The following is an 18,056-nucleotide window of genomic DNA, read 5'->3' as shown; positions in this document are numbered from 1 at the left end:
CACCAGCCATCGCGGAGAGTCGCCAATCCGTCGCGAAGAGTGGCGTGGGGGGTGTCGCCACTAGGCTCGGCGGGGTGTCCGGAGCTGAGCACGGGGACGTGGAGCCGGGTGGCGATGCGATCGTCACCACCGCCTGGCAGTTGGCCGAGGCCGAGGGTTGGGCGGCGGTGACGGCCCGCCGACTGGCGGAACACGCCGCTGTCGATCTCGGTGAACTCTACGAACGCTTCGCCGACCGCGACGCGGTGGTAGCTGCGGTCGCGGTGCGCGGCTTCGCCGACCTGGCCGCCGCGCTGGCCGCCGCACGTACCACCGCCGACACCCCGACCCAGGGCTGGCCGGCGGTGGTGGCGGCCTACCTGGATTTCGCGTACGCCAACCCCGAGGTGTACGACGCCATGTTCGCCCACACCCCCGACCTGACCCTCGGCGCCGAACAGACCCCCGAGACGGTCGCGGCGACCTTCAGCGAACTGCGCGCAGCATTGGCGCCCCTGGCCGCCGGCCGGGACGAGGACACACTCTCCGAACTCGGCTGGAGCCTCCTGCACGGCATGGTGATGCTCACCCGCGGCGGCCGCCTTCGCCCCGAAGCCCAAGACCACCGCGAAACCCTCCTGACCCACCACCTCTTCCCCCCTCCCTAACCCCACCCCACGCAACCCTGCTCCCGCTCCCGCTCCGCGATCTTGCACTTCTGGTCGCATTTGTGTCCCGTTTTAGGCCGCTTCGTAGAGGCAAGAAGTGCAAGATCGCCGGGCCGGGCCGGGCCGGGCCGGGCCGGGCCGGGGTGGGGTGGGGTGGGGTGGTTATCGGGTCGTGGGGATTGGGGTGGGTCTTCTAGAGTCGCGGCGTGATTGTTGACGGGGTGGGGATCGAGCCGGGTCGGGTCCTTGTGTTCGATGCCGACGACACGCTGTGGGAGAACAACGTCGTCTTCGAGCGGGTCATCGACGACTTCCTGGCCTGGCTGGATCATCCGACGCTGGACCGGGTGCAACTTCGGGCCGTACTCGATGACATCGAGCGGGCCAACGCGGTTGCTCACGGGTACGGCAGCAAGGTCTTCCTGCGGAGTTTGCGGGAGTGCCTGGAGCGGCTACGGCAGCGACCGGCCACCGCGGCGGAACAGCGCGACATCGACGAGTTGGCCGTGGCGTTGGTGAACCACCAGGTCGAGTTGATGCCGGGGGTGGCCGACGCGTTGGACGAGTTGGCCGGCCGGCACGAGTTGTTGTTGCTCACCAAGGGAGAACGCGAGGAGCAGCAGCGCAAGTTGGACGCCTGCGGACTGTTGCACCATTTCCGATCCGCTCACATCGTGGCGGAGAAGAACGTCGAGACCTACCGCTGGCTGGTCCGGGAACATGCGATCGACCCGGCTCGGGCCTGGATGATCGGCAATTCGCCACGGTCGGACATCCTGCCGGCTCGTGCCGCCGGGTGGCGTGCCGTGTACATTCCGAACGCCAACACCTGGGTGCTGGAGCACGACGAACTGGACCCGGCGGACGAGGGCGTGCTGCACCTCAGCACCTTCCCCGAACTGCTGCGGCACTTCTGACTGAACAGTTCAGCGTGGTCGAGCTGCACGCCCGGCTGCGCGCCTGGGGTCCGATCTTGATCAGCGCCAATGGGTGGTCGGGTGTTACAGCGACCTGCCACTTTTTCGCTGTGCTGGTAATCGTCCAGTCTGGAGAGCGCGCATTGTTGTCCGCCTTCGTAGCGCCGCCTACCCTCGCCTTCGGCGCCGCGACTCGCCGGGGTGTGTCGCGGCGCTGCGGTTCGGTGTGGGGCACCGTGGAGCTGAGTGCGGGCGGGCCGGCCACCGTGCTGGGTTGGTCGACACACCAGGTCAGCGCAAGGCCAGGCCCGCTGCCACGTCGAACTGGGGGTCAGGGCCGGGACGTGCGGGCCCGGTCCTGACCCGGTCACCGGACCCTGCGCCATCGGCGGCCGATCTGGTCGGTCAGGGCCGGAACGTGCGGTCCCGATCCTGGCCGAGATCATCATTTCAGGACGGTGAGCTGTTTGTCGGAGGCCTCGTTTAGCGTGGGCCGCACATCGAGCCGACGGGGGAGTCATGAGCACTCTGGAGAACCGCCCGCACACCGCACTGCTGGTCATCGACGTGCAGAACGGGGTTGTCGCCGGGGCGACCCGACGGGACGAGGTCGTCGCCAACATCGCCGTCCTGGTCGACCGAGCCCGCCGGGAGAGCGTGCCGGTGGTCTGGGTTCAGCATTCCGACAACGGGCTGGCCCGGGGCAGTGATGACTGGCGGATCGTCCCGGAGTTGGAACGGGCCGACACCGAGCCGCTCGTGGAGAAGAGCTACGCGGACTCGTTCGAGGCGACTGACCTGGAGACCGTCTTGTCGGGGCTCGGTGTCGGGCGGCTCGTGGTCACCGGCGCGCAGACCGACGTGTGCATCCGTTCGACCCTGCACGGTGCGCTCGTGCGTGGCTACGACGCGACCCTGGTCAGCGATGCGCACACCACGGAAGATCTCACGGCCTGGGGCGCGCCGCCGCCGGAGCAGGTCATCGCGCACACCAACCTGTACTGGGCGCACCACTCCGCGCCGGGTCGCACCGCCGGTACTGTCGCCACCGCCGACGTCACCTTCGCCGAAGCATCCTGACCCGGGCCGGTCCGACCTGCCGCGCCTGTCTTCGGTGTCGGTCGGGCTGCCGGTCCGCGATGATCGGTCGGGCTGCCGGGCGGCGATGATCGGTCGGGCTGCCGGGCGGCGGTGACGGGTCGGGGTGCCGGTCCGCGAGGGCGGGTCGGGCTGCCGGTGTGCGAGAACGTGCCGCGCCGGCCCGTACCGTGGCTGACCGCGCTGCGCTACCCGAAACGGAAACTGGTGGCGGTGCCGACGGAGCGTGAGTGGTACGCCCCGGTCCGCGTGCTTTCTCAGGGGGCTTCGCCTCGGACGATGGCGACCGCGACTCGGCAGAACTCGTCCATGTCGGGTTCGAAACCGGCGGCGATGTCGGGGTGCAGCCCGGACCGGGTCTCGTCCAGGAGCCGTTGGCACACCTGCTCCACCGGCTCGCCGGCGTAGTCGCTGCGGACCCGGACGGCGGCTGCCTGAAGCGCCGAGGTCAGCTGCTCCTCCAGTGGCCCGCGCAGCTTCTCCTGCACCGGGTCACGAGGTTCGAGCGTGACATGTGGCTCCGACATCGGCGCTCCCTTCGTCGGCGGCTGCGGTACCCCACCGCGGCCGTCGGTCAAACCGCCTCTGGTACGGCCGCGACCCGAACCTGGTACGAGAATTCCTCGGCCGGTTCCTCGGCGTACGACAGCCGGCGGATCTGCTTGTCGTCGCCGTAGACGGCGACATCGACCAGGACACCGAGATGGGCCAGCCCGATGTTGGCGACCCGCTTCTTGTCCTGCAACACCGCGCACACCCCGCCCAGCAGTGTGCTCGCGTCGGAGGTGCGATGTCCGGGCGGGCAGCGCAGGGTCAGGTCCACCTCGATCGGCCCGGACAGTGGGGTCCAGCCGGTACGCTGCGCCGCCTCGCAGGCAGCCTGCAGCAGTGCGCGTACTCTCGTCGCCTGCCGGTGTCCGGCGGCGAAGATGGACAACGCCTCGGTCTTGACCGGTGGCAGGCCGCTCACCTCGAACGTCAGGGCGAGAGTGCGGGTGTCCTGCACCACGACGGCACCTCCTCATTGGAGATGATCCTGCCCAACCGGTGCAGCGGTGGCGTGCTGTTCCCGGGAGAACCAACCGATCGGGCGGATCGGGGGTCGGCCGGTGGCGTATCGACGGCGACGGCGAACGCGCTGACGGCGATGCGCGTCAACGCTAGTGCACCCGACGGCCACCTCGGTAGCACCCCGCACCACTGCGCCCCGACGCCGCACGAACGGCCACCCCACACAACCCACCAGACGAACCACCATCCACCACTCGCCCACCCCGCTCACCCCGCAGCCGGAGACAACTTCGGGGAAGATGTCGCCTTCTCGCGTGGCGAGGCGACATCTTCCCCGAAGTTGCTGGGCGATCTTGGCCGGAGGAGGGGAGGGGGAGGGGAGAGGGGGAGAGGGGGAGAGGGGGTGGAGTTAGCGGCGGGCGCGTTTGATTTCGTGGAAGGCTGGCATGCGGAGCAGGGGGAGCAGGTTGTCCCAGAGGGTCAGGGCGTCGTCGGTGGCGGGGACCTCGGTCAGGATCGGTCCGTGGATGCCTCGGTCGGCGTCGGGGACCATGAGCACAGGTGAGCCGATGTCGGGGCCGGCGGATCCGTACGCCAGGGCGTGCGAGGCGTGCACGGCCTCGTCCCAGCGCTCGTCGTCGAGGGCGGCTGCCAGGTCGTCGAGCCCGGCTGCCTCGACGGCAGCGTCGACGATCTTCCCGCTCGGCGGGTTGCCGGCGTCGTGGGTGCGGGCACCCAACTCGGCGTAGAACCGACCGGCGTCGGCGTGGCGGCCCTCCGCGCGCAGCGCCTCGACCAGGCGCAGCGCCCGGGTGGAGGCGGCCACCGCGTCGGCGTACTCCGGTGGGATGTTTCCGCCGTTGAGGATGCTGAGGCTGAACGCCCGCCACTCGATGCTCAAGCCGCGAGCTTCGGCGACGGCGACCAGCCAGCGGGAGGTCCGCCAGGTCCACGGGCATGCAGGGTCGAAGAAGAAGGTGGCATCCACCGCCCGAGGGTAGCGCCGACCGCGCGTCCCCACCGAGGCGTGTGATCTGGGCCACCGGTGCGCTGGCCCGGCGCGTCTCACCTGGGTCAGGTTTCGCGACTTCGCAGGTCGGGCAGTGTTGTCGCCACGAAACGTGGGGCCGAGAAACCAGCAGGTCACGGGCCTTGATCGTCTCGCCGTGCGCCGGGGCACGGGTGCCTTCCCCCGGCTGTTGGCCGACCTAGGAGGAGGGGGAGGGGGATGCCGACATGAGTGACCCAGACCAGGGCGAGCGCCGGCGCCGACCCCGGGTACGCGTGGCGGCGGCGGCCGCAGCGCTGACGTTGGTGGCACCGATGGCAGCCTGTGCCTCCGGCGACGACACCGGTGTGCCCGTGATCAACCTGTACTACCCGCCGGAGCAGAACCTTCAGCAGGTGGTCGACCGGTGCAACACCGAGGCCGCCGGGCGGTACCGGATCGTCAACCGGGTGTTGCCGCGGGAGGCCGACGAGCAGCGGGTGCAGTTGGTCCGGCGGCTGGCCGCCGAGGACGACGGCATGGACGTGCTCGGGCTCGACGTGACCTGGACGCAGGAGTTCGCGAGCGCGAAATGGATCCTGGAGTGGACCGGATCCGACCGTGCCGAGGTGGAGGAGGGCACCCTCGAGGGCCCGTTGGAGACCGCCCGGTACGAGGACAAGCTCTACGGGGCGCCGAAGAACACCAACGTGCAGTTGCTGTGGTACCGCAAGGACCTGGTGCCGGAGCCGCCGACCAGCTGGGACGAGATGATCTCGACGGCGCAGCAGCTCAAGGAAGAGGGCAAGCCGCACCAGGTGCTCACCATGGGGGCCCAGTACGAGGGCCTGGTGGTGCTCTACAACACCCTGGTGGCCAGTGCCGGCGGCAACCTGCTCAACGAGGACGGCACCGAGGCCGTGGTCGACGAGGGTGCCGTGCGGGCCCTGGAGGTGCTGCGTACCTTCGCTACCTCGGGGGTGGCCTCGCCGTCGTTCAGCAACGCCACCGAGGATCCGGTACGGCTGGAGTTCCAGTCCGGCTCCGGGGCGTTCCAGGTGAACTGGCCGTTCGTCTATCCGGCCATGCAGGAGGCCAACCCGCAGCTCGCCGAGCAGGTCGGCTGGGCCCGGGTGCCGGGCGTCGACGGCAACACCCCGAGCCGGGTGACCATCGGCGGGGTCAACCTCGCGGTCAGCCGGTACTCCAAGCATCCCGAGGAGTCCTTCGAGGCGGCCAAGTGCCTGCGCAACGCGGAGAACCAGAAGTTTTCCGCGATCAACGACGGGGTGCCGCCGACCATCGAGAGCGTCTACGACGACCCGGAGATGGACGAGGCGTATCCGATGAAGGAGACCATCCTCGAACAGCTGCGGGATCCGGCCGTCCGGCCGCTGACCCCGGCGTACCAGAGCATCTCCACCGTGACCTCGGCGATCCTGTCGCCGCCGGCGGCGATCGACCCGCAGAAGACCGCCGACGAGCTGCGCGAGGCGATCGCCGACGCCCTGGAGTCGAAGGGGGTCCTGCCATGAGCCGGCGACACCACACGGGGGTGAGAGCATGAGTGTCAACGCCACCCCGGCGGGCGCGGACGTGGCCGCCGACGGGACCGACACCCGCAGCACCGGTCGGCACGCTGCGGTGCCCGCGCAGCGGGACAACCGACGGCGCAAGGCGCCGCTGAGTGAGAACAAGCGGGCCGAGCGTCGGCTGGGTCTGCTGCTGTGCGCACCGGCCGCGCTGGTCATGCTCGCGGTGACCGCGTACCCGATCCTCTACTCGGTGTGGTTGTCGTTGCAGCGCTACGACCTGCGTTTCCCCGCCGAGCGGGAGTTCGTCGGTCTGCAGAACTACGTCACCGTGCTGACCAACGAGTTCTGGTGGACCGCGTTCGGGGTGACCATGCTGATCACGGTGGTCACCGTGGCCGTGGAACTGGTCCTCGGCATGGGCCTGGCGCTGATCATGCACCGTACGCTTGTCGGTCGCGGCATCGTTCGGACCTCGGCGCTGATCCCGTACGGCATCGTCACGGTCGTCGCCGCGTTCTCCTGGCGGTACGCGTGGACGCCCGGCACCGGCTACCTGGCCAACCTCTTCTCCGACGGCGCGCCACTGACCGAGCGGGCCAGTTCGCTGGCGATCATCATGCTGGCGGAAATCTGGAAGACCACCCCGTTCATGGCGTTGCTGCTGATGGCGGGCCTGGCCCTGGTGCCGGAGGACCTGCTCAAGGCGGCCTCCACCGACGGTGCCACCGCCTGGCAGCGGTTCACCAAGGTGATGTTGCCGGTGATGAAGCCGGCCATCCTGGTCGCGCTGCTGTTCCGCACCCTTGACGCGTTCCGGGTCTTCGACAACATCTACGTGCTGACCTCCGGGGCCAACGAGACCTCGTCGGTGTCGATGATCGCCTACAACAACCTGATCCGGGGCCTCAACCTCGGCATCGGCTCGACCATGTCGGTGCTGATCTTCATCACCGTGGCGATCATCGCGTTCGTCTTCGTGAAGCTGTTCGGTACCGCTGCCCCCGGCAGCGACGACGGGGAGAGGCGTTGACATGGCTGACACCACCGCCCGCCGCGCCAAGCTGCAATGGGGCCTGCTGAACGCCGTCGTGGTCGTCTTCGCCCTGATCCCGGTGCTGTGGATCATGTCGTTGTCGTTCAAGACGCCGGCCACCCTCACCGACGGGAAGTTCATCCCGCGGGAGTGGACGCTCGACAACTACCGCAACATCTTCGGCACGGATCAGTTCGTCCGGGCACTGATCAACTCGATCGGCATCGCGATGATCGCGACCGTGATCGCCGTCGTGCTCGGCGCGATGGCCGCGTACGCGATCTCCCGGCTGGACTTCCCCGGCAAGCGGCTGCTGATCGGGGTGTCCCTGCTGATCGCGATGTTCCCGCAGGTGTCGCTGGTCTCGCCGCTGTTCGAGATCGAGCGGCAGCTGGGCCTCTTCGACACCTGGCCGGGCCTGATCCTGCCGTACATCACCTTCGCGTTGCCGCTGGCCATCTACACGCTGTCGGCGTTCTTCAAGCAGATCCCGTGGGATCTGGAGAAGGCGGCCAAGATGGACGGCGCGACCCAGGCGCAGGCGTTCCGGCGGGTGATCGCTCCGCTGGCCGCGCCGGGGCTGTTCACCACGGCCATCCTGGTCTTCATCTTCTGCTGGAACGACTTCCTGTTCGCCATCTCGCTGACCTCCACCGAGCGGTCCCGCACAGTGCCGGTGGCGCTGTCGTTCTTCACCGGCGCCTCGCAGTTCGAGGACCCGACCGGGGCCATCTGCGCCGCCGCCGTGGTGATCACCGTACCGATCATCCTGTTCGTCCTCTTCTTCCAGCGCCGCATCGTCTCCGGCCTGACCTCCGGCGCCGTCAAGGGATAGGTGGGTTTCTCATGGCTGACATCGTGCTCGACAAGGTGAGCAAGAAGTTCCCGGACGGCACCACAGCGGTACGGGACGTCGACCTGGAGATCGCCGACGGCGAGTTCGTGATCCTGGTCGGCCCGTCCGGCTGCGGCAAGTCCACCACCCTGAACATGATCGCCGGGCTGGAGGACATCAGCTCCGGTGAGCTGCGCATCGGCGGCCAGCGGGTCAACGACAAGGCGCCCCGCGACCGGGACATCGCGATGGTCTTCCAGTCGTACGCGCTGTACCCGAACATGACCGTGCGGGAGAACATGGCCTTCCCGCTGCGGCTGGCCAAGCTGGATCGCGCCACCATCGACCAGAAGGTCGAGGAAGCGGCGAAGGTGCTGGAGTTGACCTCGCTGCTGGACCGCAAGCCGGCCAACCTCTCCGGCGGCCAGCGGCAGCGGGTGGCGATGGGCCGGGCCATCGTGCGTCAACCCAAGGCGTTCCTGATGGACGAGCCACTGTCCAACCTGGACGCCAAGCTGCGGGTGCAGATGCGGACCGTGGTGTCCCGCCTCCAGAAACAGCTCGGCACCACCACCGTCTACGTCACGCACGACCAGACCGAGGCGATGACCCTCGGCGACCGCGTCGTGATCATGCGAGGAGGGGCGATCCAGCAGGTCGGCCCGCCGCAGGAACTGTACGACCACCCGAACAACCTCTTCGTGGCCGGCTTCATCGGCTCACCGTCGATGAACTTCCTGCCCGCGACGGTCGAGGAGGGTCGTCTGCGTACGGCGTTGGGTGACCTGCCGATCGGCGACCGGATCCGTCGCGAGCTCTCCGAGGCGGATGCCCCCCGGGAGCTGATCGTCGGCATCCGCCCCGAACACTTCGAGGACGCCGAACTGGTCGACGAGCAGACCCGCGACCGGGGCATGGAGTTCACCGCGCCGGTGGACATCGTCGAGTCGATGGGCTCGGACAAGTACGTCTACCTGACCGTCGAGGGAGGCCGGGCCACCGCCGCCGAGCTGGAGGAGTTGGCCGCCGATGCCGGTGCCGCCGACCTCGCCGGCTCGAACCTGGTCACCCGGCTGTCGGCCGAGTCCACGGTGACCGAGGGGGAGGACCGGCGGGTCTGGTTCAACCTGGAGAAGCTGCACCTGTTCGACCCGTCGAACGGTCGTAACCTGACCCTGCACGAGGGCCGCTCGGCAGGGGCGCTGGCCGGCTGAGACCCGCCTCACGGGGGTGCACCTGCTGTCGTCGGAGCAGGTGCACCCCACGGCGTTGTATCGCGCGGTGAACCGACCCGCGCCGGGCCACGTCATGGGGGTACGCACCGTCAAGCCTGCGCCGACATCGAGCGCCAGATGCGGAGGATTGGTATGGACCCTGTGCAACAGATAGGCGCCCGCCAGAACGATCTCAACGATCTCTACCGGATCACTGCCGAACGGCTGCACTGGATCACCGATCGTGACCGGCTCCGGCGCATCACCGCTGACCCGGCCAAGGTCAGTGCCATCACGAAGGCCGTCAGTAACTGGCAGGAACACAACATGCAGCGGGCGGGGGAGGATGAGCGGATCTACGAGGCTGGTTCGACGGAGAGTCGGGACTACGCCTATCGCCAGAAGCACTTCGAGACCGCCGTGCGTGATCCGCTGCGGAGCGCCTTGAAGACCCTCAAGGACAAGGCTGGTGAAAAGGGCAACGACAGGTCCTACAACAAGATCAGCTCTGCCCTCGACGGGCTGAAGTTGATCGACAAGGGTGAGCGGGAACTCTTCAAGCTTCGGACGTCGGTCATGGCGCCCGTCCAGGCGGAGCTGTCCGAGCGGCGCAGGCCGAACCAGGGGCCGGACTTCGAGGTGAGCGAGGGGACGGTCTACGCGGACCGGGAGCCGGTCGAGGAGCTTCAGGAGCGCTTGGACGACGAGCGACCCACCATGCTGCGAAGCTTCGCCCAGACCGATGTCCTCTCCGCCGCAACCGGCCTGGCCACCTGCAACGACATGGCCGACTCCACCATGGCGGCGGCCAACGCCACGCTCTACGATCCGGTGTCCCAGTACGGCGACCCGATCTACCGGGTCACCTACGACCGGGATCACGACGGCGAGGACATCGCACCGGAGTACGCCTTCCCGCACACGAACGTCGTCGTCGGGCCACCGGAGTATCCCGGGTCGGTCCAACTCGATCCCTGGGTGATGGATCCCCAGATGGTGAATCCGGCGCAATCGACCATTCCCGAACCGCATCTCTACCGCAGGTACGGCGGTGCGGCGACCGGAGTCGACTTCCGGCAGGAGGTGCGCGACGACATGCCGGAGTCGAGCGTCGACACGCCACTGACCCGGGAACAACTGCGTTCCTTCGAGGTGGAGCGCGACGCGCGCGAGGAGCACATCAGGGACCAGGTGGGCCAGGGCTTCGTACCTGTGGATCACCAGACCCAGATGACCTGGCTTGCCGATCGCGAGGACGCAGCCGACATCGTCCACATCCATACCAACAGTCAGGCTGCCTACGACTCCTACCACGGGCCGGGGCAGCCGTTGAGCCCGGCGGGGTTTCTGGCAAACCTCGGCAACGGATACCAGGTGCCGCAGGACCACGGCATGGCGACCAACGAGTACGAGGCCCCCGCTTCGCCCACCGCGTCGGAGATCGAGGACGTCCGGGCCAGGTTCCAGGCGACTCGGGTCTCGTCGATCGGCTCGACCACCGACTGGAGTTCGAGTTCCTCGTCCGAGGCGGATTCGGTCGTCAACATGTCCGGGCCGCAGTTCACCCAGTTCCAGGTGCAGCGGCAATCGCCTCCCCGGCAGCCGGACGTGGCCGCTGCCGCCCGGGCCGTCAGTGGCGCCGCCTCCGGCAGCCGCCCCCTCGCGGGTAGCTCGCGCTCGGGTGAGCAGAGTCAGCCAGGTCGGCAGCACCCGCAGCGGCAGGCCCGCCGCAGGGGTCACTGACCCGCACCTGACCACCGATGTGCGTTGACTGGCCTTTCCGGGTGCATCTGTTGTTGCCGTGGGCACAACAGATGCACCCAGTAGGGTGTGCCGCCAGCACCGCTGGGGGTGATGCGCCGGTGCGGCCACGTCTTCCGCACCGGCACGGCAACCCGGCGGAGCCGTTACGGCACCATCCAGCTCAGCACCGGGGTCGCCTGCAAACCGACCAGCACCGCCATCGCACAGATCAACACCACGCTCCAGCCGAACATACGCCGGAACAGATCACCCTCGCGGCCGTTGAGCCCCACCGCGCTCGCCGCGATCGTCAGGTTCTGCAACGAGATCATCTTGCCGACCACTCCGCCTGACGCGTTGGCCGCGGCGAGCAGCACCGGGTCCAGACCTGCGCGCTGCGCGGCGGTGACCTGGAGCGCACCGAACAGCGAGTTGGACGAGGTGTCCGAGCCGGTGAGCGCCACACCCAGCCAGCCGAGTACCGGCGAGAGCAGCGCGAACAGGCCACCGGCACCGGCCATCCAGGTGCCCAGAGTCGCGGTCTGCCCGCTGCCGTTCATCACGAAGGCCAGCGCCAGCAGTCCGCACACGGTGAGGATCGCCCAGCGCAGCGAGGCCAGCGTCTGCCCGTACGTGACAAGTGCGGTGCGCGGAGTGACCCGCAGGATCACCATCGTCACCAGTCCGGCCAGCACCAGCAGTGTGCCGGTCGAGGAGAGCCAGTTGAACCGGAAGACCGGCAACGTCGACGGCGCGCCCGAGGTGGTCAGCAGGTGCAGCCCCGGCCAGTTGAAGGTCACCGTGACGGCGTTGAGCGCGTCCGCGATCACGGGCACCTGCGACAGGCCGAAGATCGCCACAATCACCAGGTACGGGGCGTACGCCCGCCACACCTGAGCCGAGCTGTCCGGCGGGTCCGACCCCACATCCGTGCGGCCGACGACCCCCACCGTCTGCTCTGTCGACCCGCCGGGGCCGCTCGGTGCTCCGGGTGCTCCCAACCCTCCGGGCCCGCCCGGCCCGCCGGGTGCTCTCGATCCGCCGGAGCCGCTCGGCGCTCCCTGCGCTACTGGTGCTCCCAGCCCTCCGGGCCCGCCCGGCCCGCCCGGCCCGCCCGGCCCGCCCGGCTCGTCCGGCGTTGACGTCGTACCGGGTTCTGCCGGGTCGGCGGGGTCGATCGTCGGGTCGTCGTGGCGCCGAGGTGGCCACATCCGCGCGGTCACGGTCACCACCACGGCGCTGACCAGCCCGGCGACGATGTCGGCCAGGGCCATCGCGAAGTAGTTCGAGGTGAGGAACTGGGCCAGCGCGAACGACACGCCGCAGGCGAGGGCGATGTGCCAGGTCCGGCGCAGCCCTCGGCGACCGCCGACCATGCCGACGAGCAGCAGCGGAATGAACAGTGCGATCACCGGTACCTGTCGCCCGGCCATCGCGCCCAGGTCGCCCGTCGGCAGGTCGGTCACCCGGGCCAGCGTGGTGATCGGCAGGCCGAGCGGCCCGAAGGCGGCCGGCACGGTGTTGGCCACCAGCGCCACGGTGGCCGCCTTCATCGGATGGAAGCCCAGCGCCAGCAGCATCACCGTGGTGATCGCGACCGGTGTGCCCTGGCCGGCCAGCCCTTCCAACAGCGAACCGAAACAGAACGCGATCACCAACGCCTGCACCTGCTGGTCGTCGCTGACCCGGGCGAACGAGCGCCGGAGCACGTCGAAGTGCCCACTCGTCACGGTCATCCGGTAGATCCAGATGGCGGTGCCGAACGTCCACACCAGCGGGAACAGCGCGAACGTCGCGCCCTGACTCGCGGTGAGCAGCGCCTGTCCGGTCGGCATCGAGTACGCCAGGACGGAGACCAGCAGCGCGACGGCGAGTGCGCCGAGAGCCGCCAGCCACGCCCGTACCCGCAGCACACCGAGCAACAGGAACAGGGTGACGATCGGCAACCCGGCGACGAGGGCGCTCAACGCCAGCGAATCGGCGAGCGGGTCGAGGGTCGGACGGTACACGCACACCTCCGGGCAGCATGTCGGCCGGCCGATCGCCGTACGAATGCGCTCAGTGTGCTTGGTCGACTACGTCGCGTCCTCCTCGCGATTGCGCTGTCTGCGCACAAGAAGAGTCGCCCCGACCGGCGGTCGGACTGCATGAGGCGAGCCGCTCGGTGCGACGCGCCCGGGATGCCGTACGGCTGCCTTGAGGCCCGAGCCGGATCGGGTCGCCGGTCGTAGGCTGGGCGATATGTTCCGTGATGAGGATCTTGCTCTGCTCGTCCGCCCGTTGTTCGCCTTCCTCACTGTGGCGCCCCGCGCCGGTCGTTGGCCCGCGCCGCGTCCAGTGTGGTTCGAGGTGACCGACGGCGGTGACCTGGCGATGTTCTCGGAGTCGGGGTCGCCGAAGCTCAGCCGTCTCCGGGAACAGTCCCGTGCCTCCGTCGTCGTCGCGGCACCACCCGGTGAGCCCGAACACTGGGTGGCGGTGGAAGGCGCGGTCACTCTCCACGACCAGGGCGGTGCCGACCTCGCGGCCCGTCTCGCCGACCGCTACGGCTTGTCGAGTGACCCGAAGTACCAGGCGCTGATCGAGCAGTGGCGTGCCAGCGGAGTAGTACGCATCGTCCTGCACCCGGAGAAGGTGAATCGCTTCTCCGCCTGACCCGCCAGGTGGACCTTGGTGCGAAACGGCCTCCAGAGGGGCGTCTTCGCACCAAGAGCCGAGGAGAACGGCCATGACCGATCCGCAGGTCTGGGTGGGGGGCGACCTGTACGCGGCTCCCCGACCTTCTCGCCGCCGCGCCCGCCGAGACGTGGAACGCACAGTCGCTGTGTGACAAGTCGCTCGTCCGCCATATGGCGGCGTACGTGACGATTCCGCGCGGCTGACCGCCGAGCAGTTCGGTGCGGACCTGGGCGCGGTCGGTGGTGAGGCGGTGACCGTTGTGCTCGACCAGCTCACCGCCGCCGACGGTGCCATCTTCGGGATGGATATGACCGGTCTGCGGCTCGAGGCCACCGACACCGGCTGGGGTTGGGGGCAGGTCTACTCCATAGTGCTGCTCAGTGACGGCAGCGGTCTGGAGGTCCGCACCAACGATCCGGCTCGGGCGGCCTCGATCGCGTCGAGGTCGCTGTCGGTAAGCGCTCTGGACGCGGCGGATATTCGGTACGTCAAGGGCAGTCCGGTCCGTCCTGCCGACCGACACAGTCCGTCTGCTCCCTGGCAGGGGGGAATCCCCATCCGACACGACGTCAACATCTCCGGCTATCAATGCACATCGGCCTTCGGTGTTCGCGACCGGACCTACAACGCCGAATATCTCGTCACCGCCGAGCACTGCTTCAGCGTCGGAAACGGAATCGAGGCGCAGGGTGGCGCGGGAATTGGCCGGGTTCAGCAGGAGAACAATCCGCACGATGCGGCGATCATCAACGCGAACGCGTCGTCCCAGGTATGGGTCAACGACGACTACGTATTCAACTTCGGTGCCGCCCAGTACTCATGGGACGGCGAGTACGTGTGCCACAGTGGATACACCAGTTACCCCAACCGCTGCAATATCGTGGTGACGCACGAAGCCGTCCAGTGGGACTTCGGTGACGGCAAGGGCGTACGGCTGGGAGTTGAAGGCTGGCAGTGCTCCGGTTGCGCGGCGGTCGCGAAGGGTGACAGCGGTGGGCCGGTCTGGGCGATTCGCTCCGATGGCGTGTTGACGAGTCGAGGAATCGTGAGCGGATTCCACACCGATGTCGATCCTGGACGGTCCGGCGAATATATTCTCTGGACAGAGACCCCGTCCGTGTTGACGGTGCTCAACCTGTCACTACAAACGTCGTAGCTGGCTCGGCGGTGCCGGCAGGTTCTGCCACCGACACCGCCGAATTGACCGAGCACGGCGCCGACCGAGGGTCCGCCCCGGTCAGCGCCGTGCACGTGTCATGGCCCGCACACCCGTGGGAAGACGTGATGTCGAAGGTGCTCATTCGAGTCGCTGCCGTCGTCGGCGCGGCAGGAAGCCTCGTCGCGGTCTTCGGCCTGCCCTGGGCCTGGTACGGCGACCGGGCCGTACGCCTCACCGAGTTTCCGGGGTGGGCCTGGTATGTCGGCGCGGCCGTCCTGCTCAACCTGGTCACTGCGGGGACGATCATCGAGCGGGGCCGTCGAGGGTGGCTGCTGCTGGTGGCGGGTGGGCTCGGTGTCGTCACGATCGTGGCCGCTGTCGTTGTCATGGCCCACTACGCCGACGTGTTCCTCGGCCCGGTCGTTCCTGCGGTCCGTCCGTCGGTCGGACCTGGCGGACCGGTCGCGGTGCTGGCCGCGCTCGCCAGCATGACCGCCACCGGCTTGCGCTACCCGCGGTTCAGTCGCTCCAGCTGACCCGGGGCGGCAGGGCGAGGAAGTCGGCGTACCGGTGCAGCGCCTGCTCGATCTGCTCGCGGCAGGCCGGACCGAGGTCGGTCAACGGATGCACGGTGAGAGTGACGCGGGTCTTGGCCAGGCTTCGTTTCCAGGTGCCGACCACCCGGCCACCGACCACGACCGTGGCCTGGAAGACACCATTGCCACCAGGGATGATGGCCTGCTTGTGCTCCGGGTCGAGCATCAGCGCGCGGTCCTTGTAGCCGAGCAGATACTCGTCGAAGCCGGGCAACACCAGCACCTCATCGGCCGCAATCCGGGGCGCGTCCAGCAGCGGGGTGTGCAGCACCGCCTCGGCGCCGTCGACCACAACGGTGGTCAGGTCGTCACCGGCGGCGGCGATGCCGCGCTTCGCGTCGGCGGCGGTCAGGCCGGTCCAACCGGCGAAGTCCTGCCGGGTGGTGGGGCCGTGGCTACGGAAGTAGCGCAGCGCCAGGGCGGCCAGCGCCTCGTCGCGGTCGAGTTGGTGCTGGTCGGGCGCCCACTCGTCGAGCAGTGCGAAGGTCTGCTCGGTGCCGATGTTGGGGGCGATGCAGGTGACGCCGCGCTGGGCCGCGTACCACAGCAGGTGGTAGCCGCGTTGGCCGGCGCCGTCGATGCCGGCTGCGACAAGCGCGGCGACGCACTCGGTGCGGGTCAGGCGGGTGCCGCCGGCCAGGGCCGCGCCCAGCACGTCGACGGCGCGGTCGGCCTCGGCCTCGGACAGGCCGAGGAACTCCCGCCGCTTCGCGGCACCGGCCAATGCGCGTACGCCGGTCAGTTCCAGCAGCCAGCGGGCGTCCCGGGCCGGAACCAGGTGGATGGTGCCGCGCATCGGCCAGGTCCGCAGCGCCTCCCGGCGTTCCAGCGCGGCGTGCACGTCCGCGTGGATCGACCCGGGCAGTCGTACGCCCAACGACCACATGCCGCTGGCCAGGTCCTGCGCCTGCATCGCGCCGAACCACTCCACCACCTCGGCGACCGTGGTGAGCGGCGGGGCGGTGGCGTGCGGGCGCAACCGGAGACCGGCCATCCGCAGGGCGAGCGCCTCGGCGCCGGTCAGCGCCGTCGAAACGGTGGGTGCCACGAGGTGGGCCGCCTTCCCTTGCTGCTGGTCCACCGCAGCATAGGAGTGCCCACCGACATCAGCGGGCCACGACATCCGCGAGCGGGCCACGACATCCAGGCGAGCCGGCATCCCCCCTGATCGCGCTACGCCAGCTTCGTCGGTGGCGGAGCGCGATCCCCCGTTCAGGTTCGCCGCCGCGGGGCGGCGATGCGAAGTCGCCGGCAGCGGTCTTCACAGGATGGCGCTTTCCAGCCCGGCCGAGAACCATATGAAGGGCACCTTGCGGAACTCTTGAGCAAAGGCGCAAGCCTGACCGGCCGCCCGCACCGCGCCGCTCAGCCCTGGCGGGGCTGCGGCACCCGTACCGCCGCCATGCCGGCGGCCGTGGCGGATTCGATCCCGAGGTCGGCGTCCTCGAAAACCAGACAGGCCTCCGGGGGTACGCCGAGCAGCTCGGCGGCGCGCAGGAACGGCTCCGGGTCGGGCTTGGGTCGGGTGTAGTCGCCGGCGCAGACCAGCACGTCGAACCGGTCGAGGATGCCCAGCGCGCCGAGGGAGGCGGTGACCGCCTCGCGGGTACTGCCGGAGACCACCGCGAACGGGATCCGTCCGTGGGCGTCGTCGATGTGGTGCAGCACCCCGGGGATGCCGGCCGCGCTGGGCAGCAGCTGCTGGTAGAGCGCCTCCCGGCGGGCGATGACCGCCTCCAGCGGCATGTTCAGCCGTTGCTGCTCGTTGAGCGCGGCGACGATGTCGGCGGTCGGCCGTCCGGCCCAGGCGTAGAACAACTCCTCGGGGAACTCGCAGCCCCACTCGTCGAGGGCCTGCCGCCACGCCGTGTAGTGCTGGGGCATCGAGTCGACGATGGTGCCGTCGCAGTCGAACAGGTACGCCTTGAAGTCGCCGGAGGGCAGGGGGAGCATCACGCGGCCCAGGCTATCCGGCCGTACGACGAGCGCCCGGATCAGAGCCGCTGGTACATCACGAGCAGGTCGACGTAGCCCTCGTCGGGGTGGTGGAAGCCCTCCGGGATCCGCCCGACCACCTCGAACCCGAGCGACCGCCACAACGCCACCGCCCGGGTGTTGCTGGCCACCACGGCGTTGAACTGCATCGCCCGGTAGCCGTCGGCGCGGGCCAGGTCGAGCACGTGCCGCCCGAGCGCCCGACCGATGCCACGCCCGGCCGCCCACGGGGCGACCATGAAGCTGGCGTTGGCGACGTGGGCGCCGGGGCCCAGCTGGTTGGGGGTCAGCTTCGCCGAGCCGAGCACCGTGCCGTCGGCTTCGACCGCGACCACCGTACGACCGGGTGCGGGCACCAGCCACATGCCCCGCGCCTGTTCCGCACCGACGTCGCGGGGCCAGGTGTACGTCTGGCCGGCCGCGACGATCTCCCGCAGGAAGGGCCAGATCCCCGACCAGTCGTCGGCCGTCGCAATCCTGATCTCCATGGCCGCGAGCATGCCAGCCGGCAGGCTGCCCGAGCCAACCGTTATCGCCGCGTGGGTCAGCGCATACCGCCGTGATCGCGACCAGGTCAGGCAGTGCCGCGAATGTTCACCGACGCGA

18 protein-coding genes are annotated in these 18,056 nt (G+C 69.1%); 11 read left to right on the top strand and 7 right to left on the bottom strand.

All coding sequences use genetic code 11. The annotated features are described in order from the left end of the window. The first annotated feature begins 74 nt into the window (after positions 1 to 74). The 3 genes from JMF97_RS31920 (at position 75) to JMF97_RS04360 (ending at position 2,644) form a co-directional block, all read left to right on the top strand. Positions 75 to 647, top strand: a complete 573-nt coding sequence (locus tag JMF97_RS31920; protein ID WP_307816762.1) for a TetR/AcrR family transcriptional regulator — start codon at positions 75 to 77, stop codon at positions 645 to 647. A 221-nt stretch (positions 648 to 868) separates the two neighbouring features. Continuing rightward, positions 869 to 1,564, top strand: coding sequence for an HAD family hydrolase (locus tag JMF97_RS04365; RefSeq protein WP_203220859.1), 696 nt, complete (start codon positions 869 to 871; stop codon positions 1,562 to 1,564). A 519-nt stretch (positions 1,565 to 2,083) separates the two neighbouring features. Beyond that, positions 2,084 to 2,644, top strand: coding sequence for a cysteine hydrolase family protein (locus JMF97_RS04360; protein ID WP_203220368.1), 561 nt, complete (start codon positions 2,084 to 2,086; stop codon positions 2,642 to 2,644). 275 nt (positions 2,645 to 2,919) lie between these two features. On the opposite strand, the gene JMF97_RS04355 is transcribed toward JMF97_RS04360, so the two are convergent. The 3 genes from JMF97_RS04355 to JMF97_RS04345 form a co-directional block, all read right to left on the bottom strand. After that, a complete protein-coding gene (locus tag JMF97_RS04355) occupies positions 2,920 to 3,189 on the bottom strand; it encodes a hypothetical protein (RefSeq protein ID WP_013734790.1) in 270 nt (89 codons plus the stop codon). Between the two features lie 47 nt (positions 3,190 to 3,236). Beyond that, complete coding sequence (locus JMF97_RS04350; protein WP_043725147.1) at positions 3,237 to 3,668, bottom strand: RusA family crossover junction endodeoxyribonuclease; 432 nt, start codon at positions 3,666 to 3,668, stop codon at positions 3,237 to 3,239. A gap of 414 nt (positions 3,669 to 4,082) precedes the next feature. Continuing rightward, entirely contained in the window at positions 4,083 to 4,661 is a 579-nt protein-coding gene (locus JMF97_RS04345) for a DsbA family protein (RefSeq protein ID WP_126710585.1), read from the bottom strand. A 248-nt stretch (positions 4,662 to 4,909) separates the two neighbouring features. Between JMF97_RS04345 and JMF97_RS04340 the strand changes: the two genes are divergently transcribed. The 5 genes from JMF97_RS04340 to JMF97_RS04320 all read left to right on the top strand — a co-directional run bounded on the left by JMF97_RS04340 (position 4,910) and on the right by JMF97_RS04320 (position 11,021). Beyond that, positions 4,910 to 6,196 carry an ABC transporter substrate-binding protein gene (locus JMF97_RS04340; protein WP_203220367.1) on the top strand — a complete coding sequence of 429 codons (1,287 nt, stop codon included), beginning with the start codon at positions 4,910 to 4,912 and terminating at the stop codon, positions 6,194 to 6,196. Between the two features lie 28 nt (positions 6,197 to 6,224). After that, positions 6,225 to 7,226 carry a carbohydrate ABC transporter permease gene (locus JMF97_RS04335; protein WP_238358770.1) on the top strand — a complete coding sequence of 334 codons (1,002 nt, stop codon included), beginning with the start codon at positions 6,225 to 6,227 and terminating at the stop codon, positions 7,224 to 7,226. Position 7,227: 1 nt separating this feature from the next. After that, a complete protein-coding gene (locus JMF97_RS04330; protein WP_013734785.1) occupies positions 7,228 to 8,064 on the top strand; it encodes a carbohydrate ABC transporter permease in 837 nt (278 codons plus the stop codon). 11 nt (positions 8,065 to 8,075) lie between these two features. Continuing rightward, positions 8,076 to 9,278 carry an ABC transporter ATP-binding protein gene (locus tag JMF97_RS04325; protein WP_203220366.1) on the top strand — a complete coding sequence of 401 codons (1,203 nt, stop codon included), beginning with the start codon at positions 8,076 to 8,078 and terminating at the stop codon, positions 9,276 to 9,278. Positions 9,279 to 9,431: 153 nt separating this feature from the next. Then, positions 9,432 to 11,021, top strand: coding sequence for a hypothetical protein (locus JMF97_RS04320; RefSeq protein WP_203220365.1), 1,590 nt, complete (start codon positions 9,432 to 9,434; stop codon positions 11,019 to 11,021). A gap of 164 nt (positions 11,022 to 11,185) precedes the next feature. Here JMF97_RS04320 and JMF97_RS04315 read toward each other — a convergent pair whose 3' ends face one another. Then, a complete protein-coding gene (locus JMF97_RS04315; RefSeq protein ID WP_203220364.1) occupies positions 11,186 to 13,030 on the bottom strand; it encodes an L-lactate permease in 1,845 nt (614 codons plus the stop codon). Between the two features lie 232 nt (positions 13,031 to 13,262). Between JMF97_RS04315 and JMF97_RS04310 the strand changes: the two genes are divergently transcribed. From JMF97_RS04310 to JMF97_RS04300, 3 genes are all read left to right on the top strand, one after another. After that, the gene (locus JMF97_RS04310) at positions 13,263 to 13,676 is read left to right on the top strand and encodes a pyridoxamine 5'-phosphate oxidase family protein (RefSeq protein WP_203220363.1); all 414 of its coding nucleotides are present in this window, start codon (positions 13,263 to 13,265) and stop codon (positions 13,674 to 13,676) included. Between the two features lie 274 nt (positions 13,677 to 13,950). Continuing rightward, on the top strand, positions 13,951 to 14,856 hold the full coding sequence (locus JMF97_RS04305; protein ID WP_203220362.1) for a chymotrypsin family serine protease: 906 nt from the start codon (positions 13,951 to 13,953) through the stop codon (positions 14,854 to 14,856). A 128-nt stretch (positions 14,857 to 14,984) separates the two neighbouring features. Next, entirely contained in the window at positions 14,985 to 15,395 is a 411-nt protein-coding gene (locus JMF97_RS04300; RefSeq protein ID WP_203220361.1) for a hypothetical protein, read from the top strand. Here the strand turns inward: JMF97_RS04300 and JMF97_RS04295 are convergent. The 3 genes from JMF97_RS04295 to JMF97_RS04285 form a co-directional block, all read right to left on the bottom strand. Beyond that, positions 15,379 to 16,449, bottom strand: a complete 1,071-nt coding sequence (locus JMF97_RS04295; protein ID WP_203220857.1) for a winged helix DNA-binding domain-containing protein — start codon at positions 16,447 to 16,449, stop codon at positions 15,379 to 15,381. The two genes, JMF97_RS04300 and JMF97_RS04295, sit on opposite strands and share 17 nt — an antisense overlap. Positions 16,450 to 16,820: 371 nt before the next feature. Continuing rightward, positions 16,821 to 17,408, bottom strand: coding sequence for an HAD family hydrolase (locus tag JMF97_RS04290; RefSeq protein ID WP_238358824.1), 588 nt, complete (start codon positions 17,406 to 17,408; stop codon positions 16,821 to 16,823). A 41-nt stretch (positions 17,409 to 17,449) separates the two neighbouring features. Then, positions 17,450 to 17,938, bottom strand: coding sequence for a GNAT family N-acetyltransferase (locus tag JMF97_RS04285; RefSeq protein ID WP_203220360.1), 489 nt, complete (start codon positions 17,936 to 17,938; stop codon positions 17,450 to 17,452). Positions 17,939 to 18,056: the final 118 nt, after the last annotated feature.

Origin of the sequence: Micromonospora fiedleri (genome assembly GCF_016774385.1) — a bacterium.
GTDB classification, from domain to species: Bacteria; Actinomycetota; Actinomycetes; order Mycobacteriales; family Micromonosporaceae; genus Micromonospora; species Micromonospora gifhornensis.
The sequence above is the reverse complement of the archived record's forward strand: the minus strand, read 5'-3'. Positions and strand labels throughout refer to the sequence as shown.

Coding starts and splice junctions, on each gene's coding strand:
- JMF97_RS04340 (WP_203220367.1), top strand. CDS start 4,910: ATGAGTGACCCAGACCAGGGCGAGCGCCGGCGCCGACCCCGGGTACGC.
- JMF97_RS04360 (WP_203220368.1), top strand. CDS start 2,084: ATGAGCACTCTGGAGAACCGCCCGCACACCGCACTGCTGGTCATCGAC.
- JMF97_RS04295 (WP_203220857.1), bottom strand. CDS start 16,449: ATGGCCGGTCTCCGGTTGCGCCCGCACGCCACCGCCCCGCCGCTCACC.
- JMF97_RS04330 (WP_013734785.1), top strand. CDS start 7,228: ATGGCTGACACCACCGCCCGCCGCGCCAAGCTGCAATGGGGCCTGCTG.
- JMF97_RS04300 (WP_203220361.1), top strand. CDS start 14,985: ATGTCGAAGGTGCTCATTCGAGTCGCTGCCGTCGTCGGCGCGGCAGGA.
- JMF97_RS04320 (WP_203220365.1), top strand. CDS start 9,432: ATGGACCCTGTGCAACAGATAGGCGCCCGCCAGAACGATCTCAACGAT.
- JMF97_RS04285 (WP_203220360.1), bottom strand. CDS start 17,938: ATGGAGATCAGGATTGCGACGGCCGACGACTGGTCGGGGATCTGGCCC.
- JMF97_RS04310 (WP_203220363.1), top strand. CDS start 13,263: ATGTTCCGTGATGAGGATCTTGCTCTGCTCGTCCGCCCGTTGTTCGCC.
- JMF97_RS04325 (WP_203220366.1), top strand. CDS start 8,076: ATGGCTGACATCGTGCTCGACAAGGTGAGCAAGAAGTTCCCGGACGGC.
- JMF97_RS04290 (WP_238358824.1), bottom strand. CDS start 17,408: ATGCTCCCCCTGCCCTCCGGCGACTTCAAGGCGTACCTGTTCGACTGC.
- JMF97_RS04335 (WP_238358770.1), top strand. CDS start 6,225: ATGAGTGTCAACGCCACCCCGGCGGGCGCGGACGTGGCCGCCGACGGG.
- JMF97_RS04355 (WP_013734790.1), bottom strand. CDS start 3,189: ATGTCGGAGCCACATGTCACGCTCGAACCTCGTGACCCGGTGCAGGAG.